Origin of the sequence: Saccharothrix obliqua, assembly GCF_019375475.1 — a bacterium.
Lineage (GTDB): Bacteria > Actinomycetota > Actinomycetes > Mycobacteriales > Pseudonocardiaceae > Actinosynnema > Actinosynnema obliqua.
The window spans coordinates 418665-437818 of record NZ_JAHXGQ010000001.1; the positions used below are offsets into that span (position 1 = coordinate 418665).

Below are 19154 nucleotides of genomic sequence, written 5' to 3' on the forward strand. Positions count from 1 at the left end.
CGGCAATAGGGGTAAATCAGCAACTCACCGCCAGGGAGCCTCGCGGCAAAGGCCAATTCGGCGGTCGGCCTCCACACCCCCCGCTATGGGGGCTTGCCCACACCAAGCCCCCCGTCGTGTTCTCCCCGTATGGCCTGCGCGCCAGCGAACCGCGCTCGTTCCCGGGACGCAAACACGCTTTTCGTTTGCGTCCCGGGAACGAGGGTGGTTGTCTTGACCAGGCCATACGGGGAGAACACGACGGCGCTCTTCCAGTTCTCCTTGGCGGTCTGCCAAGCGGCGAGCGTCGTTTTTTACCCCCTCCGACGCCCTTTGGCCAGCGCTCGGGCCCGTGCCACCAACTCGTCCACCAACTCGTCACCGGCTTCCGGCGGCACGCCGTCGGCGCAGCAGGGCGGCTTGGTCCGGCGTTCGTTCAACCGCGGTCGCACGCCCGCCAATTCGTACAAGGCGTCGTAGAGGTTCCGCCCGGGATCGTCATCGTGGGCTCCCACCAACAAGACCCAGGCGACATCGGGCGTCGGAAAGGCGACCACCACGCGATCAGTTCCACGCAGGTGTTTGACGCAGAGCCGGGGCAGGGGATCGGGCCCGGTGACGCGATATCCCAGGGCGGCGCACCCGCTGTGCGCCAATTCGTCCAGGAAACGCTCGTACGCCTGGCGGGCGGGTCCGCGCAGGGACGCCGCTTGAGCGCCGGCGACCGGCGTCTCCACCACGGTCGTCAAGCGGAGCGGACGACTCGTCCTTCACCTCGCCGCATCTGCTCGACGCTCGTCGCGAGGTCTTCGCGGTCGAGCAACGCGGCGTCTCCGAGCCTGCGGTGCACCTCGTCCAGCAGCCCCCTGGTGCGGCCGGCACGCCGCAGTTCCGCCACCACGTGCAGCACCTCGTGCAGCCGCACGGCGTCCAGGAGCATCCGGGGTTCCTGGCTGTGGATGGCGAGCACGCCTTCCCGGGCCCACGCCTTGACCGTCTTCTCGGTGAGGTCCAGCAGCTCTCCGGCCACCACGGGCCGGACGGGCGGTGCCTTGCGCAGCGCGCGGGCCACCACGCCGTCGAGCTTGTGCCGCCGCTCGTCGTCCTCCGAGAGGCTGGACGCCACCTCTTCGATCTCTTGGATCTGATCGAAGAGGTCCCTGATCAACGCTGCCTCGGTGGCGACAGACATGGCTCCCCCTCACGCTCGCTACCAAGTATGGCGCTCTTTTTCGGGAGTGCCAAGTTCGGGGGTGTCGGCGATGCCAGGTAAGTCGGCCCAGGCCGATGCCAGGCGGGGGCGCGCCAAGGGGGCGACGCCAGGCGGGGGCGACGCCGGGTGGGGGTGATGCCAGGTGGGGCAACGCCGGGCGGGGCGCAGGCAGGCGGGGCGCAGGCAGGCGGGGCGCAGGCAGGCGGGGCGCAGGCAGGCGGGGCGCAGGCAGGCGGGCGCAGGCAGGCGGGCGCAGCCAGACGGGGATAGGTCCGCCGGCGATGCCGGGTGGGGAATCGCCGGGCATCACCGGGCCGGGGGAGAGGTCCCGGGCAGGTGCCAAGGTGGGGCGCTCAGCCCCACCCCTCCCCCTCTCAAGCCGAGAACGGCTCAGGACGAGAAGAACAGCCCCGACAACCCGTTGTGCTTGCGGTGGTGGTAGCCGTGCCCGTAGTGCGGAGCCGCGCCCCACCCCGGCTGAACGGGCTGCTGGACGTAGTGCACCTGCGCCGGCGGCGGTGCGACCGGCGGCGGGGGCGGGGGAGCGGCCATCTGGGTCTCCAGCCGCGTGATGGCCTCCAGCTCGCCGTAGTCCAGGAAGACCCCGCGGCAGCCGTCGCACTGCTCGATGTGTACGCCCATGCGGTCGAAAGTCCGCATGTTGCCATGACACTTGGGACACTGCATCGTGTGAGCCTCCTGCTCTCGGTGCGTTATGGGCGATATTAGCCACGCGACATAGATCCGCGCCGCTATCCGCCCAACCCCCCGCCGGCCCACCCCGCCACGATGCGCCCACAAGCGTCGAGCAACGCCCCCTGCGCTTCCGTCAACGCCTTCCCGTCCCGCTCCGCCGCCGTCAACGCCCGCGCCGCCATCTGCACGACCAGCGCCCGAGCCGGCCGCTCCAACCCCTCCCACGGGTCGTCCCGCCGAACGGCCACCCCACCCGCGTCGAGGTACGCGTCCAACAACCGGCTCCACACCCCCGGCTCCAACACCCCGGCGGCGAACAACGCGGCCGGCCGGGCGAGGTCCCACGCCGGGTCGCCCACCCCGATGTCGTCGACGTCGATGAGCCGCCACCCGTCCCGCCACACCAGCTGCCCCAGGTGCCAGTCGCCGTGCACCAGGACGTCACCACCCCGATCGGGCCCCAACGTCGCGAACGCCCGCAACACCACGTCGGCCCCGACCACGTCCGGCACGTCCCGCACCGCCCGCTCCACCCGCGACCAGGCCCGAGCGGGCGGCACGGGGCCGGGCACCCGCACCCGGTGCAACGCGGCGAGCAGCCGCCCGGCCTCCTCCATCGGCAGCGCGCCGTCCGACGACACCGGCGTACCCAGGGGCCACGCCGTCACCACCCGCCCCCGCACCACCGCGGGCCCCAGCACGGGCGGCAGCAGCAACCCGCCCACCGCGGCCGCCACCCGCACCCGCGCCGCGAGCCCGTCGACGTCCGTCCCCACCTCGTGCACCTTGACGACGACGTCACCCACCTTCACCACCACGACGTCGCCGCGAACGGCCAGGACCTCGCCCTCCCCGCTCCCGCCAACCCACTCGACCAGCTCGCGCCGCCGCACCCCGCCGCCCAGACCCTCGTCCACGGGCCCAGTCTGCGCCGCCGCCGAAAACCGACTCGGCGACCTCCCCGACCTGGACGTAAGCTGTGACGGACCCGTTTTGACCGGTGGGAAGCGACCGAGGTATCTTTGGTACTCGTGCCCGACCCATGTCGGGCCGCTCCGCGTGCCTACGCGCCAGTGTGTCCTGGAAAGCCGGCCGCGGTGACCTCCACGCGTAGGGGCATCCTGGGATGTTGCCTGCGGACCTGGGGTGAACGGGCGCGACACGCCCGACCTCGGGTGCAGAGAGGGACCAGGTAAACAGTGGTCGACGTCCTCGTGGCGACGGGCACTCGAAGGGAAGAAGCAGCCGGCGCATGCCAACGATCCAGCAGCTGGTCCGCAAGGGCCGGCAGGACAAGGTCGCCAAGCAGAAGACCGCGGCGCTCAAGGGGAGTCCCCAGCGGCGCGGCGTCTGCACCCGTGTCTACACCACCACGCCCAAGAAGCCGAACTCGGCGCTCCGCAAGGTCGCCCGCGTGAAGCTGACGAGTGGCATCGAGGTCACGGCCTACATCCCCGGTGAGGGCCACAACCTCCAGGAGCACTCCATGGTGCTCGTGCGCGGCGGTCGTGTGAAGGACCTCCCGGGTGTTCGCTACAAGATCATCCGCGGTTCCCTCGACACGCAGGGCGTGAAGAACCGCAAGCAGGCCCGCAGCCGCTACGGCGCGAAGAAGGAGAAGAGCTGATGCCCCGCAAGGGACCGGCCCCGAAGCGGCCGTTGATCTCCGACCCGGTCTACAGCTCTCCGCTGGTGACCCAGCTCATCAACAAGGTGCTGGTCGACGGCAAGCGCTCCGTGGCCGAGCGGATCGTGTACGGCGCGCTGGAAGGCGCCCGCGAGAAGACCGGCACCGACCCGGTGGTCACCCTCAAGCGCGCGCTCGACAACGTCAAGCCCGCCCTGGAGGTCAAGAGCCGCCGCGTCGGTGGCGCGACCTACCAGGTGCCGGTGGAGGTCAAGCCCGGTCGGGCGACCACCCTGGCGCTGCGCTGGCTGATCAGCTTCTCCCGGCAGCGGCGGGAGAAGACCATGATCGAGCGCCTGATGAACGAGCTGCTCGACGCGAGCAACGGCCTGGGCGCGAGCGTCAAGCGCCGCGAGGACACCCACAAGATGGCCGAGTCGAACAAGGCCTTCGCCCACTACCGCTGGTGACGTGACGCCCGGCCGGCACCCGAGACGCCGGCCGGGCTCTCCCAGCCCTAGTGAGCCAGCGAGCTCAAGACAGGGGAAACACCCGTGGCACAGGACGTGCTCACCGACCTGGCCAAGGTCCGCAACATCGGGATCATGGCCCACATCGACGCGGGCAAGACCACGACGACCGAGCGGATCCTGTTCTACACCGGGATCAGCTACAAGATCGGCGAGGTCCACGACGGCGCCGCCGTGATGGACTGGATGGAGCAGGAGCAGGAGCGCGGCATCACGATCACGTCGGCCGCGACGACGTGCTTCTGGAAGAACCACCAGATCAACCTGATCGACACCCCCGGTCACGTCGACTTCACCGTCGAGGTCGAGCGCAACCTGCGCGTCCTCGACGGCGCCGTCGCCGTGTTCGACGGCAAGGAAGGTGTCGAGCCCCAGTCCGAGCAGGTGTGGCGGCAGGCGACCAAGTACGACGTCCCGCGCATCTGCTTCGTCAACAAGATGGACAAGCTGGGCGCCGACTTCTACTTCACCGTGCGCACCATCTCCGAGCGCCTCGGCGCGAAGCCGCTCCCGCTCCAGCTCCCGATCGGCGCGGAGAGCGAGTTCATCGGCGTCGTCGACCTGGTCGAGATGCGCGCGCTGACCTGGCGCGGCGAGGTCCAGAAGGGCGAGGACTACGCCGTCGAGGAGATCCCCGCGGACCTCCTGGAGAAGGCGCAGGAGTACCGCGAGCAGCTGGTCGAGGCCGTCGCGGAGACCGACGACGCGCTGATGGAGTCCTACCTGGGCGGCGAAGAGCTGACCGTCGCGCAGATCAAGGCCGGCATCCGCAAGATCGTGTCCACGGGCGCGGCGTACCCGGTGCTGTGCGGCTCGTCGTTCAAGAACAAGGGCGTGCAGCCCATGCTCGACGCGGTGATCGACTACCTGCCGTCGCCGCTGGACCTGCCGCCGGTCGAGGGCACCCTCCAGGACGGCGAGACGCCGGCCTTCCGGAAGCCGTCGACCGAGGAGCCGTTCTCGGCCCTCGCGTTCAAGATCGCCGCGCACCCGTTCTTCGGCAAGCTGACCTACATCCGGGTGTACTCGGGTCGGGTCGCCTCCGGTACCCAGGTCATCAACTCGACCAAGGACCGCAAGGAGCGCATCGGGAAGATCTTCCAGATGCACGCCAACAAGGAGAACCCGGTCGACGAGGCCATGGCGGGCCACATCTACGCCGTCATCGGTCTCAAGGACACCACCACCGGTGAGACGCTGAGCGACCCGCAGGCGCCCATCGTGCTGGAGTCCATGACCTTCCCCGAGCCGGTCATCGAGGTGGCGATCGAGCCGAAGACGAAGGCCGACCAGGAGAAGCTCAGCACCGCGATCCAGAAGCTGGCCGAGGAGGACCCGACCTTCCGCGTCAAGCAGGACGAGGAGACCGGGCAGACCATCATCGCCGGCATGGGCGAGCTGCACCTGGACATCCTGGTGGACCGGATGCGCCGGGAGTTCAAGGTCGAGGCCAACATCGGCAAGCCCCAGGTGGCGTACCGGGAGACGATCCGCCGCAAGGTGGAGAAATACTCCTACACCCACAAGAAGCAGACCGGTGGCTCCGGCCAGTTCGCGAAGGTCCTCATCGACCTGGAGCCGCTGGAGAAGCAGGACGACGGCGCGCTCTACGAGTTCGTGAACGCCGTGACCGGTGGCCGCGTGCCGCGGGAGTACATCCCGTCGGTGGACGCCGGTGCGCAGGACGCCATGCAGTACGGCGTGCTGGCGGGCTACCCGCTGGTCGGCATCAAGGTGACGCTGGTCGACGGCGCCTACCACGAGGTCGACTCGTCGGAAATGGCCTTCAAGATCGCCGGTTCGATGGCGCTCAAGGAAGCCGCCCGCAAGGCCGACCCGGCCCTGCTGGAGCCGATGATGGCGGTCGAAGTGACCACGCCCGAGGAGTACATGGGCGACGTCATCGGCGACCTCAACTCCCGCCGTGGCCAGATCCAGGCCATGGAGGAGCGCAGTGGCACCCGTGTCGTGAAGGCGCTGGTCCCGCTGTCGGAGATGTTCGGGTACGTCGGCGACCTGCGGTCCAAGACCCAGGGTCGTGCGAACTACTCGATGACCTTTGACTCCTACGCCGAGGTTCCCACGAACGTCGCGAAGGAGATCATCGCGAAGGCGACGGGCGAGTAACCCCAACCGGAGCACCGCAGCACCACGCGGGCTCTCCGGGGTCTCTCGTCCCTGGGGTCCGCAGAACCCTGACGTGACGCCCGGCGGGTGGAACCACTCCCGCCGGGCACAGCAACAGAAGTCCAGGAGGACAATCCAGTGGCGAAGGCGAAGTTCGAGCGGACGAAGCCGCACGTCAACATCGGCACCATCGGTCACATCGACCACGGCAAGACGACGCTGACCGCGGCGATCTCCAAGGTCCTGCACGACAAGTACCCGGAACTGAACCCCTTCACGCCGTTCGACCAGATCGACAAGGCGCCGGAGGAGAAGCAGCGCGGCATCACCATCTCGATCGCGCACATCGAGTACCAGACCGACAAGCGCCACTACGCGCACGTCGACTGCCCCGGTCACGCCGACTACATCAAGAACATGATCACCGGTGCGGCGCAGATGGACGGCGCCATCCTGGTGGTCGCGGCGACCGACGGCCCGATGCCGCAGACCAAGGAGCACGTCCTGCTCGCCCGCCAGGTCGGTGTGCCCTACATCGTCGTGGCCCTCAACAAGTCCGACATGGTGGACGACGAGGAGATCCTGGAGCTCGTCGAGCTCGAGGTCCGCGAGCTGCTCTCCGAGTACGAGTTCCCGGGCGACGACCTGCCGGTCGTGCGCGTCTCCGCGCTGAAGGCGCTGGAGGGCGACGCCGAGTGGGCCGAGAAGCTCATCGGCCTGATGGACGCCGTGGACGAGAACATCCCGGAGCCCGAGCGCGAGGTCGACCGGCCGTTCCTGATGCCGGTCGAGGACGTCTTCACGATCACCGGCCGCGGCACCGTGGTGACCGGTCGCATCGAGCGCGGCGTCATCAAGGTCAACGAAGAGGTCGAGATCGTCGGCATCAAGGAGACCTCGAAGAAGACGACGGTCACCTCGATCGAGATGTTCAAGAAGTTCCTCGACGAGGGCCAGGCGGGCGACAACGCGGCGCTGCTGCTCCGCGGCATCAAGCGCGAGGAGGTGGAGCGCGGCATGGTCATCGTGAAGCCGGGCACCACCACCCCGCACACCGAGTTCGAGGCGCAGGTCTACATCCTGTCCAAGGACGAGGGCGGCCGCCACACGCCGTTCTTCAACAACTACCGCCCGCAGTTCTACTTCCGCACCACCGACGTGACCGGCGTCGTGACCCTCCCCGAGGGCACCGAGATGGTCATGCCGGGCGACACCACCTCCATGGCCGTGAAGCTGATCCAGCCGATCGCCATGGACGAGGGTCTGCGGTTCGCCATCCGCGAGGGTGGCCGGACCGTCGGCGCGGGCTCGGTCACCAAGATCATCAAGTGACCTCGGTCTAACGACCGACCCCCGATTTGGACTGCGCACGTCGGTGTGCGACCATTGACGGGTTGCTCGTCACGGGGCGGCCGGTTCCAGCGGAACCCGGCCGCTCCGTCACGAGGGAGCAAGACAATCCCACAGGTTTCATCAGTGGGACCGGTCTGTGGCCAAGGGCGCGACACGCCCGACCGCGTGGACCGGGCACCGTGACACCGCTGAGGTGTCAGTCCTGAATAGGGGGCGGTACGCGCCGGAGGCTCGACGGCCTCATTCCGGTTGCCCGCACCGCAGCGGTATCGAGAAGCAGAGGAACGGCAAGCCATCATGGCGGGACAGAAGATCCGCATCCGGCTCAAGGCCTACGACCACGAGGCGATCGACGCGTCCGCGCGCAAGATCGTCGAGACCGTGACGCGCACCGGCGCTCGGGTCGTCGGGCCTGTGCCGCTGCCCACTGAGAAGAACGTCTACTGCGTCATCCGCTCGCCGCACAAGTACAAGGACTCGCGCGAGCACTTCGAGATGCGCACGCACAAGCGTCTGATCGACATCCTCGACCCGACGCCGAAGACGGTGGACGCGCTGATGCGCATCGACCTGCCGGCGAGCGTCGACGTCAACATCCAGTAAGCGTTGGACGCGGAGAGTAACGAGACCAATGTCTGACAGGCAGGTTAAGGGCCTCCTGGGCACCAAGCTCGGCATGACTCAGGTCTTCGACGAGAACAACCGGGTCGTCCCGGTGACCGTCGTCAAGGCCGAGCCGAACGTGGTCACCCAGATCCGGACCCAGGAGAACGACGGCTACTCGGCCGTCCAGCTGGCCTTCGGTGCGATCGATCCCCGCAAGGTCAAGAAGCCGGTCGCGGGCCACTACGCCAAGGCGGGCGTCACGCCGCGCCGCCGGCTGGCGGAGCTGCGCACCGCGGACGCGTCCGAGTACCAGGTCGGCCAGGAAGTCACCGCTGAGGTGTTCGAGGCCGGCGCTGTTGTCGACGTGGTCGGCACCAGCAAGGGCAAGGGCACCGCGGGTGTCATGAAGCGCCACGGCTTCGGCGGCCTCGGCGCCAGCCACGGCACGCAGCGCAAGCACCGGTCGCCCGGCTCCATCGGCGGCTGCGCCACGCCCGGCCGCGTGTTCAAGGGCCTGCGCATGGCGGGTCGCATGGGCCACGTGCGCGTGACCACCCAGAACCTCAAGGTGCACAAGGTCGACGCCGAGTCCGGCCTGCTGCTCATCAAGGGCGCGGTGCCCGGCCCCAAGGGCGGCACCGTGTTCGTCAAGACCGCTGCGAAGGGTGGTGCCTGATCATGACGTCCGTTGAGGTCCGCACCCCGGACGGCAACACCGACGGCACCGTGGAGCTGCCCGCCGCCGTGTTCGGCGCGCAGGCGAACGTCGCCCTGCTGCACCAGGTCGTCGTGGCCCAGCAGGCCGCGGCCCGCCAGGGCACGCACTCCACCAAGACCCGCGGCGAGGTCTCCGGCGGCGGCAAGAAGCCCTACCGCCAGAAGGGCACCGGCCGCGCCCGCCAGGGCTCGACCCGCGCCCCGCAGTTCGCCGGCGGTGGCACGGTGCACGGCCCCCAGCCGCGCGACTACTCCCAGCGCACCCCCAAGAAGATGAAGGCCGCCGCGCTGCGCGGCGCCCTCTCCGACCGGGCGCGTGCCGGCCAGGTCCACGTGGTGAGCGGTTTCGTCGCGGGTGACACCCCGTCGACCAAGACCGCCCGCAAGGCCCTGGAGTCGGTCACGCAGGCCCGCCGGGTGCTCGCGGTGCTGCTGCGCACCGAGGAGGTTTCGTGGGTCAGCCTGCGCAACCTGCCGCACGTGCACATCATCGCCCCGGACCAGTTGAACACCTACGACGTGCTGGTCAACGACGACGTGGTGTTCACCAAGGACGCTCTGGACGTGTTCCTGGCGAGCAAGGCCCAGCTCGGTGCCGGCTCGGCCGAGGCGGTCGCCGGTTCGTCCGAAGTGGAGGACGAGAAGTGATCCCCGACCACAGGGACATCCTGCTCGCGCCGGTCATCTCCGAGAAGTCCTACGGGCTCCTGGAGGAGGGCAAGTACACCTTCGTGGTGGCCCCCGGCGCGAACAAGACCCAGATCAAGATTGCCGTGGAGAAGGTCTTCGGCGTCAAGGTCGTCAGCGTCAACACGATCAACCGCCAGGGCAAGCGCAAGCGCACCCGGTTGGGCTTCGGCAAGCGCAAGGACACCAAGCGCGCGATCGTGACGCTGTCCGCCGAGAGCAAGCCGATCGAGATCTTCGGCGGCCCGGCCGCCTGATGACGACGAGGACTGCGTAGAGATGGGCATTCGCAAGTACAAGCCGACGACCCCCGGTCGTCGCGGTGCGAGCGTCTCCGACTTCGCCGAGATCACTCGGTCGACGCCGGAGAAGTCGCTGATCCGCCCGCTGCACGGCCGCGGTGGCCGCAACGCGTCGGGCAAGATCACGACGCGGCACAAGGGCGGCGGCCACAAGCGGGCGTACCGCCTGATCGACTTCCGCCGCACCGACAAGGACGGCATCCCGGCCAAGGTCGCGCACATCGAGTACGACCCCAACCGGACCGCGCGCATCGCGCTGCTGCACTACGTGGACGGCGAGAAGCGCTACATCATCGCGCCGAACAAGCTCCAGCAGGGCGACCGGGTGGAGAACGGCCCCAAGGCCGACATCAAGCCCGGCAACAACCTGCCGCTGCGCAACATCCCGGTCGGCACGGTGGTCCACGCGATCGAGCTGCGCCCCGGCGGCGGTGCGAAGATCGCGCGCTCGGCGGGCGCCAGCGTGCAGCTCGTCGCCAAGGACGGCCCGTACGCCCAGCTCCGGATGCCCTCGGGCGAGATCCGGAACGTGGACGTGCGCTGCCGCGCCACGGTCGGCGAGGTCGGCAACGCCGAGCACCAGAACATCAACTGGGGCAAGGCCGGCCGGATGCGCTGGAAGGGCAAGAAGCCCACCGTCCGCGGTGTCGCCATGAACCCGGTCGACCACCCGCACGGTGGTGGTGAGGGCAAGACCTCCGGTGGTCGCCACCCGGTGAACCCGGCCGGTAAGCCCGAAGGCCGTACCCGCCGCCGCAAGGCAAGCGACAGGCTCATCGTCCGGCGTCGTCGCACCGGTAAGAAGCGCTGAGCAGGGAGGGAGTGAAGGATGCCGCGCAGCCTTAAGAAGGGCCCCTTCGTGGACGACCACCTGCTCAAGAAGGTGGACGTCCTCAACGAGTCGGGCAAGAAGACCGTCATCAAGACCTGGTCCCGCCGGTCGACGATCATCCCCGACATGCTGGGCCACACGATCGCGGTGCACGACGGCCGCAAGCACGTGCCGGTGTTCGTGACGGAGGCGATGGTCGGGCACAAGCTCGGCGAGTTCGCGCCGACCCGCACGTTCAAGGGCCACATCAAGGACGACCGGAAGTCGCGCCGCCGCTAAGGCGACGAACTAGAGGAAGAGCAAGGGGAAGCAGCGATGAACGCCCGCAACGAAGCCGAAGCGCCGGAGTACCCGCGCGCCGTGGCTCGGGCTCGCTACGTCCGCGACACGCCGATGAAGGTGCGCCGCGTCGTCGAGCTCATCAAGGGTCGTAGCGCCAGCGAGGCCCTGGCCGTGCTCCAGTTCGCGCCGCAGGCGGCAAGTGAGCCGGTCCGCAAGGTGCTCGCGAGCGCCGTGGCCAACGCCGAGAACAACCTGTCCCTGGACCCGGACACCCTGTGGGTGGCGAAGGTCTACGTGGACGAGGGTCCGACCCTCAAGCGGTTCCGCCCGCGCGCCCAGGGCCGTGCGTACCGGATCCGCAAGCGGACCAGCCACATCACCGTCGAGGTGGAGTCGCGTCCGAAGAAGACCAGCGCGAAGGGAACCCGGTAGTGGGCCAGAAGATCAACCCGCACGGCTTCCGGCTGGGGATCACCACCGACTGGAAGTCCCGCTGGTACGCAGACAAGCAGTACGCCGAGTACGTGGCCGAGGATGTCAAGATCCGCAAGCTGCTCTCGCGCGGCATGGAGCGTGCCGGCATCTCCAAGGTGGAGATCGAGCGCACCCGCGACCGGGTCCGCGTCGACATCCACACGGCCCGGCCGGGCATCGTCATCGGCCGGCGCGGCGCGGAGGCCGACCGCATCCGCGGTGAGCTGGAGAAGCTCACCAAGAAGCAGGTCCAGCTCAACATCCTCGAGGTGAAGAGCCCGGAGTCGGACGCGCAGCTCGTCGCGCAGGGCGTGGCCGAGCAGCTGTCCAACCGCGTGGCGTTCCGCCGCGCGATGCGCAAGGCCATCCAGTCGGCCATGCGCTCGCCGCAGGTGAAGGGCATCCGCGTGCAGTGCGGTGGCCGGCTCGGCGGCGCCGAGATGTCCCGCTCGGAGCACTACCGCGACGGCCGGGTGCCGCTGCACACGCTGCGCGCCGACATCGACTACGGCTTCTTCGAGGCCCGCACCACGTTCGGCCGGATCGGCGTGAAGGTGTGGATCTACAAGGGCGACGTGGTCGGTGGCATCAGCGCGAAGCGCGAGCGCGACGCCGCTCCGTCCGCGGAGCGCGCACCGCGCCGCGACCGCGGCGACCGCCCGAACCGGGCGCGTCGCTCCGGCTCCAGCGGCACCACGGCGACGAGCACCGAGGCCGGTCGGGCCGCGGCCGAGGCCACGGACGCTCCGGTCGCGACCGAAGAGAAGACGGAGGGCTGAGTCGTGCTCATCCCGCGCAGGGTTAAGCACCGCAAGCAGCACCACCCCGGACGGTCCGGTGCTGCCAAGGGCGGCACGAGGGTCACCTTCGGCGAGTTCGGCATCCAGGCTCTGGAGCCGGCTTACGTGACCAACCGACAGATCGAGTCGGCTCGTATCGCGATCACGCGGCACATCCGCCGCGGTGGCAAGGTCTGGATCAACATCTTCCCGGACCGGCCGCTGACCAAGAAGCCCGCCGAGACCCGCATGGGTTCCGGTAAGGGTTCCCCGGAGTGGTGGGTCGCCAACATCAAGCCCGGTCGGGTGCTCTTCGAGATGAGCTTCCCGAACGAGGCGGTGGCCCGCGAGGCGCTGCGCCGCGCGATCCACAAGCTCCCGATGAAGTGCCGCATCGTTACGCGTGAGGGTGGTGAGTTCTGATGGCAGCGGGTACCACCGCTTCCGAGCTGCGTGAGCTCACCGAGGAAGAGCTCGTGCTGCGCCTGAGGGAGGCGAAGGAGGAGCTGTTCAACCTCCGCTTCCAGATGGCCACCGGGCAGCTGGACAACAACCGCCGCCTCCGCACGGTCCGGCACGAGATCGCCCGGATCTACACCGTGATGCGGGAGCGGGAGCTGGGCCTGTCGGCCTCTCCCGACGCGGTTTCCACTGGTGAGGGTGCGGCATGAGCGAGAACAACGAAGTGACTGAGACGACCGAGGTCCGCGGCGAGCGCAAGGTCCGCGAGGGCTACGTCGTGTCCGACAAGATGGACAAGACGATCGTGGTCGCGGTCGAGGACCGCAAGAAGCACCGCCGTTACGCCAAGGTCATGCGCTCCACCACCAAGGTGAAGGCGCACGACGAGCAGAACACCGCCGGTGTCGGCGACCGCGTGCTGCTGATGGAGACCCGACCGCTGTCGGCGACCAAGCGCTGGCGGCTCGTCGAGGTCCTCGAGAAGGCCAAGTAGCACATCGGACCGAGCCCGTCAGGTCGGAAATCTGGCGGGCCAGGAATGGTCAGGAGAGGTAAGTGATCCAGCAGGAGTCGCGGCTGCGCGTCGCCGACAACACCGGTGCGAAGGAGATCCTCTGCATCCGTGTTCTCGGTGGCTCGGGCCGCCGCTACGCGGGCATCGGGGACATCATCGTCGCGACGGTGAAGCAGGCCATCCCCGGCGCCGGCGTGAAGAAGGGTGACGTCGTCAAGGCGGTCGTCGTCCGCACCGTCAAGGAGAAGCGCCGTCCCGACGGCTCTTACATCCGGTTCGACGAGAACGCCGCGGTGCTCATCAAGAACGACAACGAGCCGCGGGGCACCCGCATCTTCGGCCCGGTCGGTCGCGAGCTGCGCGACAAGAAGTTCATGAAGATCATCTCGTTGGCGCCGGAGGTGCTCTGACCATGAAGGTGAAGAAGGGCGACACGGTCGTCGTCATCGCCGGCAAGGACAAGGGCGCGAGGGGCAAGGTCATCCAGGCGTACCCCGCCCAGAACCGCGTCCTGGTCGAGGGCGTCAACCGGATCAAGAAGCACACCCGGATCACGCAGACCCAGCGCGGCGCGCAGTCGGGCGGCATCGTGACGCAGGAGGCCTCCATCCACGTGTCCAACGTGATGGTGGTCGACTCGGACGGCAAGCCGACCCGCGTGGGCTACCGGACCAACGACGAGGGCAAGCGGGTCCGCATTTCCCGTCGCAACGGGAAGGACATCTGAGCATGACTACCGCAGAGAAGATCGTGCCGCGGCTGAAGACCCGCTACCGCGAGGAGATCGTGGCCGAGCTGCGCAAGCAGTTCGAGTACGCCAACGTGATGCAGATCCCCGGCGTGGTGAAGGTCGTCGTCAACATGGGTGTCGGCGACGCCGCCCGCGACGGCAAGCTGATCGAGGGCGCCGTGCGCGACCTGTCGATCATCACCGGCCAGCGCCCCGAGGTCCGCAAGGCCCGCAAGTCCATCGCCCAGTTCAAGCTCCGCGAGGGCATGCCGATCGGTGCGCGCGTCACGCTGCGCGGCGACCGCATGTGGGAGTTCCTGGACCGGCTGCTGACCATCGCGCTGCCCCGCATCCGTGACTTCCGCGGCCTGTCGGGCAAGCAGTTCGACGGCAACGGCAACTACACGTTCGGTCTCAACGAGCAGTCCATGTTCCACGAGATCGACCCGGACGCGATCGACCGTCCGCGCGGTATGGACATCACGGTCGTGACGACCGCGACCAACGACGAGGAGGGCCGGGCGCTGCTGAAGCACCTGGGCTTCCCGTTCAAGGAGCAGTGACAGATGGCCAAGAAGGCGCTGATCAACAAGGCGGCGGCCAAGCCGAAGTTCAAGGTGCGCGGCTACACGCGCTGCCAGCGCTGCGGTCGGCCGCACTCGGTGTTCCGCAAGTTCGGCCTGTGCCGGATCTGCCTCCGCGAGATGGCGCACCGGGGCGAGCTGCCCGGTGTGAGCAAGTCCAGCTGGTAATCCCGGCTCGGCGGCAGGAAAACAAGATCATTCACTTCGCTGTAGGCCCGCTCACGACCAGCCGGCCCGAACCCGGGCCGGCTCGGACCCTGACTGGGGAACCGCGGCGAGAAAGGTTGACCAGGTCACCATGACGATGACCGACCCGATCGCAGACATGCTGACGCGTCTGCGCAACGCCAACTCGGCTTACCACGACAAGGTCGTGATGCCGCACTCGAAGCTGAAGGCCAACATCGCCGAGATCCTCAAGCGCGAGGGTTACATCGCGGGTTACCGCGACGAGCAGGGCGACGTGTCCAAGCACCTGGTGATCGAGCTGAAGTACGGCCCGAACCGGGAGCGCAGCATCGCGGGCCTGCGCCGCGTGTCCAAGCCCGGTCTGCGGGTTTACGCGAAGTCGACCAACCTGCCGAAGGTGCTGGGCGGGCTGGGCGTCGCGATCATCTCGACCTCCGGCGGTCTGATGACCGACCGTCAGGCCAACAAGTCCGGCGTGGGCGGCGAAGTCCTCGCCTACGTCTGGTAACGGAAGGGGGACCAAGCAATGTCGCGCATCGGAAAGCTGCCGATCACCGTCCCCTCCGGGGTCGACGTGAACATCGACGGCCAGGCCGTCAGCGTCAAGGGCCCCAAGGGCACCCTGTCGCTGAACATCGCCGAGCCGATCGTCATCGAGAAGGCCGAGGACGGCACTCTCGAGGTCAAGCGCCCGAACGACGAGCGCCGCAGCCGCTCGCTGCACGGCCTTTCCCGCACGCTGGTGCAGAACATGGTCGTCGGCGTGACCCAGGGCTACGAGAAGAAGATGGAGATCCACGGGGTCGGCTACCGCGTGGCGCTGAAGGGCTCCGACCTGGAGTTCGCGCTGGGCTACAGCCACCCGGTGAAGGTCGAGGCCCCCGAGGGCATCACCTTCGCGGTGGAGACCCCGACCCGGTTCTCCGTGTCGGGCATCGACAAGCAGCTCGTGGGCGAGGTGGCCGCGAACATCCGCAAGCTGCGCAAGCCCGACCCGTACAAGGGCAAGGGCGTGCGCTACGCGGGCGAGAAGATCCGCCGCAAGGTCGGAAAGACGGGTAAGTGATCATGAGCGAGACTGCAACGAAGCGCAAGCCGGTGGGCAAGGACATCTCGACCACGCGCCGCATCGCCAAGACCCGCCGTCACTTCCGCCTGCGCAAGAAGGTCAGCGGCACCGCCGAGCGCCCGCGCCTGGTGGTGCACCGGTCGTCGAAGCACATCACCGTGCAGATCATCGACGACCTGGTGGGCCACACCCTCGCCGCGGCGTCCTCGGTCGAGGCGGACGTCCGCGCGATCGACGGCGACAAGAAGGCCCGCGCGGCCAAGGTGGGCCAGCTCGCCGCCGCGCGTGCCAAGGAAGTCGGGATCACGAGGGTTGTGTTCGACCGTGGCGGCAACGCCTACCACGGCCGGATCGCCGCTCTGGCCGATGCCGCCCGCGAGGCGGGGCTGGAGTTCTGACAAATGATCAACACTGGAATTGAGAGGGACGCCTGATGCCAGGACGCACGCGTCGCGAAGGCGGCGGGGGCGAGCGCGGAGAGCGTCGCGACCGTCGTGACGGCGGCCGCGGCGGCGCGGCCCAGGAGAAGACCCCGCACCTGGAGCGCGTGGTCGCGATCAACCGCGTCTCCAAGGTCGTGAAGGGTGGTCGTCGCTTCAGCTTCACCGCCCTGGTCGTCGTCGGCGACGGCGACGGCATGGTCGGTGTCGGCTACGGCAAGGCCAAGGAAGTCCCGGCCGCGATCGCCAAGGGTGTCGAGGAGGCGAAGAAGAACTTCTTCCGCGTGCCTCGCATCGCGGGCACGATCCCTCACCCGGTGCAGGGCGAGAAGGCCGCGGGCGTCGTGCTGCTGCGCCCGGCTTCGGCCGGTACCGGCGTCATCGCCGGTGGCGCGGTCCGCGCGGTGCTGGAGTGCGCCGGTGTCCACGACGTGCTGAGCAAGTCGCTGGGCTCGGACAACGCGATCAACATCGTGCACGCCACCGTGGAAGCCCTGAAGGGCCTCCAGCGGCCGGAGGAGGTCGCGGCCCGCCGCGGTCTCCCGCTGGAGGACGTCGCTCCCGCCGGTATGCTCCGCGCTCGCGCAGGGGCGGTGTGACCATGGCACAGCTCAAGGTCACCCAGGTGAAGAGCAGCATCGGTACCAAGCACAACCACCGTGAGTCCCTCCGGACGCTGGGGTTGCGCAAGATCCGCCAGTCGGTGGTCCGCGAGGACTCGCCGCAGGTGCGCGGTTTGATCCACACCGTGCGTCACCTGGTGGTCGTCGAGGAGGTCCAGTCGTGACCATCAAGATCCATGACCTGCGTCCGGCCCCCGGCGCCAAGACCGCGAAGACCCGTGTCGGTCGCGGTGAGGGCTCCAAGGGCAAGACCGCCGGTCGCGGCACCAAGGGCACCGGCGCGCGGAAGAACGTCTCGCCGCGCTTCGAGGGTGGCCAGATGCCGCTGCACATGCGCCTCCCGAAGCTCAAGGGCTTCCGCAACCCGTTCCGCACGGAGTACCAGGTCGTCAACGTGGGCGACCTGGCCCGGGTCTTCCCGGACGGCGGTCGGGTGGACGTGGACGCCCTGGTCCAGGCGGGCCTGGTGCGCAAGAACGAGCTGGTGAAGGTCCTCGGCAACGGTGACCTGAACGGCGTCAAGCTGGACGTCGTGGCCAACAAGTTCTCCGGCAGCGCGACCGACAAGATCGCCGCCGCCGGTGGCACCACCACCGTGCTCTGACACGCTGGAGCAAGACCCCAGAAAGGCCCCCGGAGCCTCCCGCTCCGGGGGCCTTTCGCATGTCTGGGGGAGGAGGGCAGGTCGGGATACGGCCCGCCAGGCGGGGCAAACGGCGGTGCTCGGGGCTCGCGCGAGCGACGCCAAGCGGCCAGGACTGCGGCCGGGCCGGCGCAGCGGCCCAGGCCGCGGGGGACGGCCGCGGGGGACGGCCGCGGGGGACGGCCGCGGGGGACGGCCGCGGGGGACGGCCGCGGGGGACGGCCGCGGGGGACGGCCGCGGGGGACGGCCGCGGGGGACGGCCGCGGGGGACGGCCGCGGGGGACAGAGAGATGCGGCGCCAGGTCGGACGGCGGTGGCACAGGGGCGCACAGGGATTGAGCAGGTGGCGCGCGGGGGTGGGTCGAGGCCGAACGGGGCGCACGGGGGTCGGATGGCGTGGAGAGGGGTCGGGTCTGGTGGCGTGAAGACAGGTCGGGTCTGGTGGCGCCGATGGCACGGCGGTTGGCAAGGGTGTGCGGCCACGCCGCACACCCCACCCCGCTGCGTGTCATCCCCGTATGGCCTGCGCGCCAGCGAACCGCGCTCGTTCCCAGGGCGCAAACACGCTCTTCGTTTGCGCCCTGGGAACGAGGGTGGTTGTCTTGACCAGGCCATACGGGGATGACACGCAGCCCGCCCTTGATCGTCATCCTTGGCGGTCTGCCAAGCGGCGAGCGTCGTCCTTGCACCGCCCCACCCGGCCCCCACCGACCGCGTTCGCTATCAGCGCAACGAATATCCGCTTGCCCACCCGAACTACCGTCCGACACATGTGGCTAGCGGTCTTCTTCGGTGCGGCCGTACTGGTCGCCCTCACCCCGGGAGCCAACAACCTCCTGGGTATGCACCACGCGGTCCACCACGGCCCGCTCAAAGCGACGACCGCCCTGTCCGGGCGGCTTTGCGCGTTCGTGCTGCTCATCGCCGCCGCCGTAGCGGGGCTGGGCCCCCTGCTCGCGGCCTCCCAGACCGCGCTGACCGTCATCAAGTGGCTGGGCGTGGCCTACTTGCTCTACCTCGCCGCCCGCATCTTCTTCACACCTACACACACCCCCACCACGACCCGCAAACCAGACCACCCCCTGCGCAAGGAATTCCTCACGGCGATCACGAACCCGAAGGCGCTGCTCATCTTCACCGCCTTCGTGCCGCAGTTCGTGGACCCGGCCCGCGGTGATCCGGCAACCCAGCTCGCCGTGCTCGGCGCGATCTACCTGGCGGCGGAAGCGCTGGCAGGAGTGGGTTACGTCGCACTCGGATGGATCATCCGCCGGGCCGACCTCACCTCTCGGGCCAAGCGTCGGCTGGACCGGGCCACGGGTGCGCTGCTCGTGGGGATGGCCGGTGCCCTCGCAACCACCCGGACGTGACCATTCGACCGGAATGTCACCACTCCGCCCTCCTCCCGTCACCCGTCGGCCACCCGACCGTGAAGGGCGCTTGATCCATTCGGCGGCTTGCGCACATGAGTAGTCGATCAGGTACGAAGTGTGAAGGACGACTGACTACGGCGATCGGCCTCGCGGCTGTTAAAGTCGCGGGCTGAACCCGGATGTCTTCCGGGTCGGTCGCGGCTACCCGCCCTGACCGGCGTGCTCGACCACCCAGCAAGGCCAAGCGGGACGCACGGCCCAGCACCACCTAGCGGGACCAGGCAAGACCAAGCAAGATCAGGAAGCAACACCAGCAGGACCC

The 19154-nt window shown here is 68.8% G+C and carries 30 protein-coding genes; 26 read left to right on the plus strand and 4 right to left on the minus strand.

From position 1 onward, the window contains the following. Positions 1-293: 293 nt before the first annotated feature. The 4 genes from KZQ38_RS02180 to KZQ38_RS02195 all read right to left on the minus strand — a co-directional run bounded on the left by KZQ38_RS02180 (position 294) and on the right by KZQ38_RS02195 (position 2805). Positions 294-728 (minus strand): hypothetical protein, encoded by a 435-nt coding sequence (locus tag KZQ38_RS02180; RefSeq protein ID WP_219437839.1) that lies wholly within the window; start codon positions 726-728, stop codon positions 294-296. Continuing rightward, on the minus strand, positions 725-1171 hold the full coding sequence (locus KZQ38_RS02185) for a hypothetical protein (protein ID WP_219437841.1): 447 nt from the start codon (positions 1169-1171) through the stop codon (positions 725-727). The genes KZQ38_RS02180 and KZQ38_RS02185 overlap by 4 nt, the downstream gene beginning before the upstream one ends. 411 nt (positions 1172-1582) lie before the next feature. Beyond that, positions 1583-1879, minus strand: a complete 297-nt coding sequence (locus tag KZQ38_RS02190) for a TFIIB-type zinc ribbon-containing protein (RefSeq protein WP_219437843.1) — start codon at positions 1877-1879, stop codon at positions 1583-1585. 65 nt (positions 1880-1944) lie between these two features. Then, positions 1945-2805: a phosphotransferase family protein gene (locus KZQ38_RS02195; protein ID WP_308258199.1), complete on the minus strand. Its 861-nt coding sequence runs from the start codon at positions 2803-2805 to the stop codon at positions 1945-1947. A 335-nt stretch (positions 2806-3140) separates the two neighbouring features. Here KZQ38_RS02195 and rpsL point away from each other — a divergent pair, with 335 nt between their 5' ends. The 26 genes from rpsL (at position 3141) to KZQ38_RS02325 (ending at position 18829) form a co-directional block, all read left to right on the plus strand. Beyond that, positions 3141-3515: a 30S ribosomal protein S12 gene (gene rpsL / locus KZQ38_RS02200; protein WP_030473471.1), complete on the plus strand. Its 375-nt coding sequence runs from the start codon at positions 3141-3143 to the stop codon at positions 3513-3515. Then, entirely contained in the window at positions 3515-3985 is a 471-nt protein-coding gene (gene rpsG, locus KZQ38_RS02205) for a 30S ribosomal protein S7 (RefSeq protein ID WP_219437845.1), read from the plus strand. Before rpsL ends, rpsG begins: the two co-directional genes overlap by 1 nt. Before the next feature lie 84 nt (positions 3986-4069). Further along, the gene (gene fusA, locus KZQ38_RS02210) at positions 4070-6172 is read left to right on the plus strand and encodes an elongation factor G (protein WP_219437847.1); all 2103 of its coding nucleotides are present in this window, start codon (positions 4070-4072) and stop codon (positions 6170-6172) included. Positions 6173-6310: 138 nt separating this feature from the next. Further along, entirely contained in the window at positions 6311-7504 is a 1194-nt protein-coding gene (gene tuf, locus KZQ38_RS02215) for an elongation factor Tu (RefSeq protein WP_219437849.1), read from the plus strand. Positions 7505-7822: 318 nt separating this feature from the next. Further along, the gene (gene rpsJ / locus KZQ38_RS02220) at positions 7823-8128 is read left to right on the plus strand and encodes a 30S ribosomal protein S10 (RefSeq protein ID WP_003938093.1); all 306 of its coding nucleotides are present in this window, start codon (positions 7823-7825) and stop codon (positions 8126-8128) included. 28 nt (positions 8129-8156) lie between these two features. Further along, positions 8157-8807 carry a 50S ribosomal protein L3 gene (gene rplC, locus KZQ38_RS02225; RefSeq protein ID WP_219437851.1) on the plus strand — a complete coding sequence of 217 codons (651 nt, stop codon included), beginning with the start codon at positions 8157-8159 and terminating at the stop codon, positions 8805-8807. Positions 8808-8809: 2 nt separating this feature from the next. After that, positions 8810-9496 (plus strand): 50S ribosomal protein L4, encoded by a 687-nt coding sequence (gene rplD, locus KZQ38_RS02230; protein ID WP_219437853.1) that lies wholly within the window; start codon positions 8810-8812, stop codon positions 9494-9496. Beyond that, the gene (gene rplW / locus KZQ38_RS02235; RefSeq protein WP_219437855.1) at positions 9493-9792 is read left to right on the plus strand and encodes a 50S ribosomal protein L23; all 300 of its coding nucleotides are present in this window, start codon (positions 9493-9495) and stop codon (positions 9790-9792) included. The genes rplD and rplW overlap by 4 nt, the downstream gene beginning before the upstream one ends. A gap of 22 nt (positions 9793-9814) precedes the next feature. Then, a complete protein-coding gene (gene rplB, locus KZQ38_RS02240) occupies positions 9815-10648 on the plus strand; it encodes a 50S ribosomal protein L2 (protein ID WP_219437857.1) in 834 nt (277 codons plus the stop codon). An 18-nt stretch (positions 10649-10666) separates the two neighbouring features. Continuing rightward, entirely contained in the window at positions 10667-10948 is a 282-nt protein-coding gene (gene rpsS, locus KZQ38_RS02245) for a 30S ribosomal protein S19 (protein ID WP_015105260.1), read from the plus strand. 36 nt (positions 10949-10984) lie between these two features. After that, positions 10985-11383, plus strand: a complete 399-nt coding sequence (gene rplV, locus KZQ38_RS02250; protein WP_219437859.1) for a 50S ribosomal protein L22 — start codon at positions 10985-10987, stop codon at positions 11381-11383. Beyond that, positions 11383-12204 carry a 30S ribosomal protein S3 gene (gene rpsC / locus KZQ38_RS02255; RefSeq protein WP_219437861.1) on the plus strand — a complete coding sequence of 274 codons (822 nt, stop codon included), beginning with the start codon at positions 11383-11385 and terminating at the stop codon, positions 12202-12204. Before rplV ends, rpsC begins: the two co-directional genes overlap by 1 nt. 3 nt (positions 12205-12207) lie before the next feature. Next, a complete protein-coding gene (rplP, locus tag KZQ38_RS02260; RefSeq protein WP_123745275.1) occupies positions 12208-12627 on the plus strand; it encodes a 50S ribosomal protein L16 in 420 nt (139 codons plus the stop codon). After that, positions 12627-12875 carry a 50S ribosomal protein L29 gene (rpmC, locus tag KZQ38_RS02265; RefSeq protein ID WP_033428581.1) on the plus strand — a complete coding sequence of 83 codons (249 nt, stop codon included), beginning with the start codon at positions 12627-12629 and terminating at the stop codon, positions 12873-12875. Before rplP ends, rpmC begins: the two co-directional genes overlap by 1 nt. Then, positions 12872-13159 (plus strand): 30S ribosomal protein S17, encoded by a 288-nt coding sequence (gene rpsQ / locus KZQ38_RS02270; protein ID WP_219437864.1) that lies wholly within the window; start codon positions 12872-12874, stop codon positions 13157-13159. Before rpmC ends, rpsQ begins: the two co-directional genes overlap by 4 nt. Before the next feature lie 62 nt (positions 13160-13221). Continuing rightward, positions 13222-13590 carry a 50S ribosomal protein L14 gene (gene rplN, locus KZQ38_RS02275; RefSeq protein WP_015805282.1) on the plus strand — a complete coding sequence of 123 codons (369 nt, stop codon included), beginning with the start codon at positions 13222-13224 and terminating at the stop codon, positions 13588-13590. A 2-nt stretch (positions 13591-13592) separates the two neighbouring features. Further along, positions 13593-13907: a 50S ribosomal protein L24 gene (gene rplX / locus KZQ38_RS02280; RefSeq protein ID WP_219437866.1), complete on the plus strand. Its 315-nt coding sequence runs from the start codon at positions 13593-13595 to the stop codon at positions 13905-13907. 2 nt (positions 13908-13909) lie between these two features. Further along, entirely contained in the window at positions 13910-14473 is a 564-nt protein-coding gene (gene rplE / locus KZQ38_RS02285; RefSeq protein ID WP_219437868.1) for a 50S ribosomal protein L5, read from the plus strand. A gap of 3 nt (positions 14474-14476) precedes the next feature. Beyond that, the gene (locus KZQ38_RS02290) at positions 14477-14662 is read left to right on the plus strand and encodes a type Z 30S ribosomal protein S14 (RefSeq protein ID WP_053715226.1); all 186 of its coding nucleotides are present in this window, start codon (positions 14477-14479) and stop codon (positions 14660-14662) included. Positions 14663-14792: 130 nt separating this feature from the next. Beyond that, positions 14793-15191: a 30S ribosomal protein S8 gene (gene rpsH, locus KZQ38_RS02295; RefSeq protein WP_219437870.1), complete on the plus strand. Its 399-nt coding sequence runs from the start codon at positions 14793-14795 to the stop codon at positions 15189-15191. An 18-nt stretch (positions 15192-15209) separates the two neighbouring features. After that, positions 15210-15749, plus strand: coding sequence for a 50S ribosomal protein L6 (gene rplF / locus KZQ38_RS02300; RefSeq protein ID WP_219437872.1), 540 nt, complete (start codon positions 15210-15212; stop codon positions 15747-15749). Between the two features lie 2 nt (positions 15750-15751). Continuing rightward, positions 15752-16150 carry a 50S ribosomal protein L18 gene (rplR, locus tag KZQ38_RS02305; RefSeq protein WP_257900572.1) on the plus strand — a complete coding sequence of 133 codons (399 nt, stop codon included), beginning with the start codon at positions 15752-15754 and terminating at the stop codon, positions 16148-16150. Positions 16151-16185: 35 nt separating this feature from the next. Further along, positions 16186-16791: a 30S ribosomal protein S5 gene (gene rpsE, locus KZQ38_RS02310; RefSeq protein ID WP_121224926.1), complete on the plus strand. Its 606-nt coding sequence runs from the start codon at positions 16186-16188 to the stop codon at positions 16789-16791. A gap of 2 nt (positions 16792-16793) precedes the next feature. Next, entirely contained in the window at positions 16794-16979 is a 186-nt protein-coding gene (gene rpmD, locus KZQ38_RS02315) for a 50S ribosomal protein L30 (RefSeq protein ID WP_219437874.1), read from the plus strand. Continuing rightward, positions 16976-17419, plus strand: a complete 444-nt coding sequence (gene rplO / locus KZQ38_RS02320; RefSeq protein WP_219437876.1) for a 50S ribosomal protein L15 — start codon at positions 16976-16978, stop codon at positions 17417-17419. The genes rpmD and rplO overlap by 4 nt, the downstream gene beginning before the upstream one ends. Before the next feature lie 810 nt (positions 17420-18229). After that, positions 18230-18829, plus strand: a complete 600-nt coding sequence (locus KZQ38_RS02325; RefSeq protein WP_219437878.1) for a LysE family translocator — start codon at positions 18230-18232, stop codon at positions 18827-18829. The last annotated feature ends 325 nt before the right edge of the window (positions 18830-19154 follow it).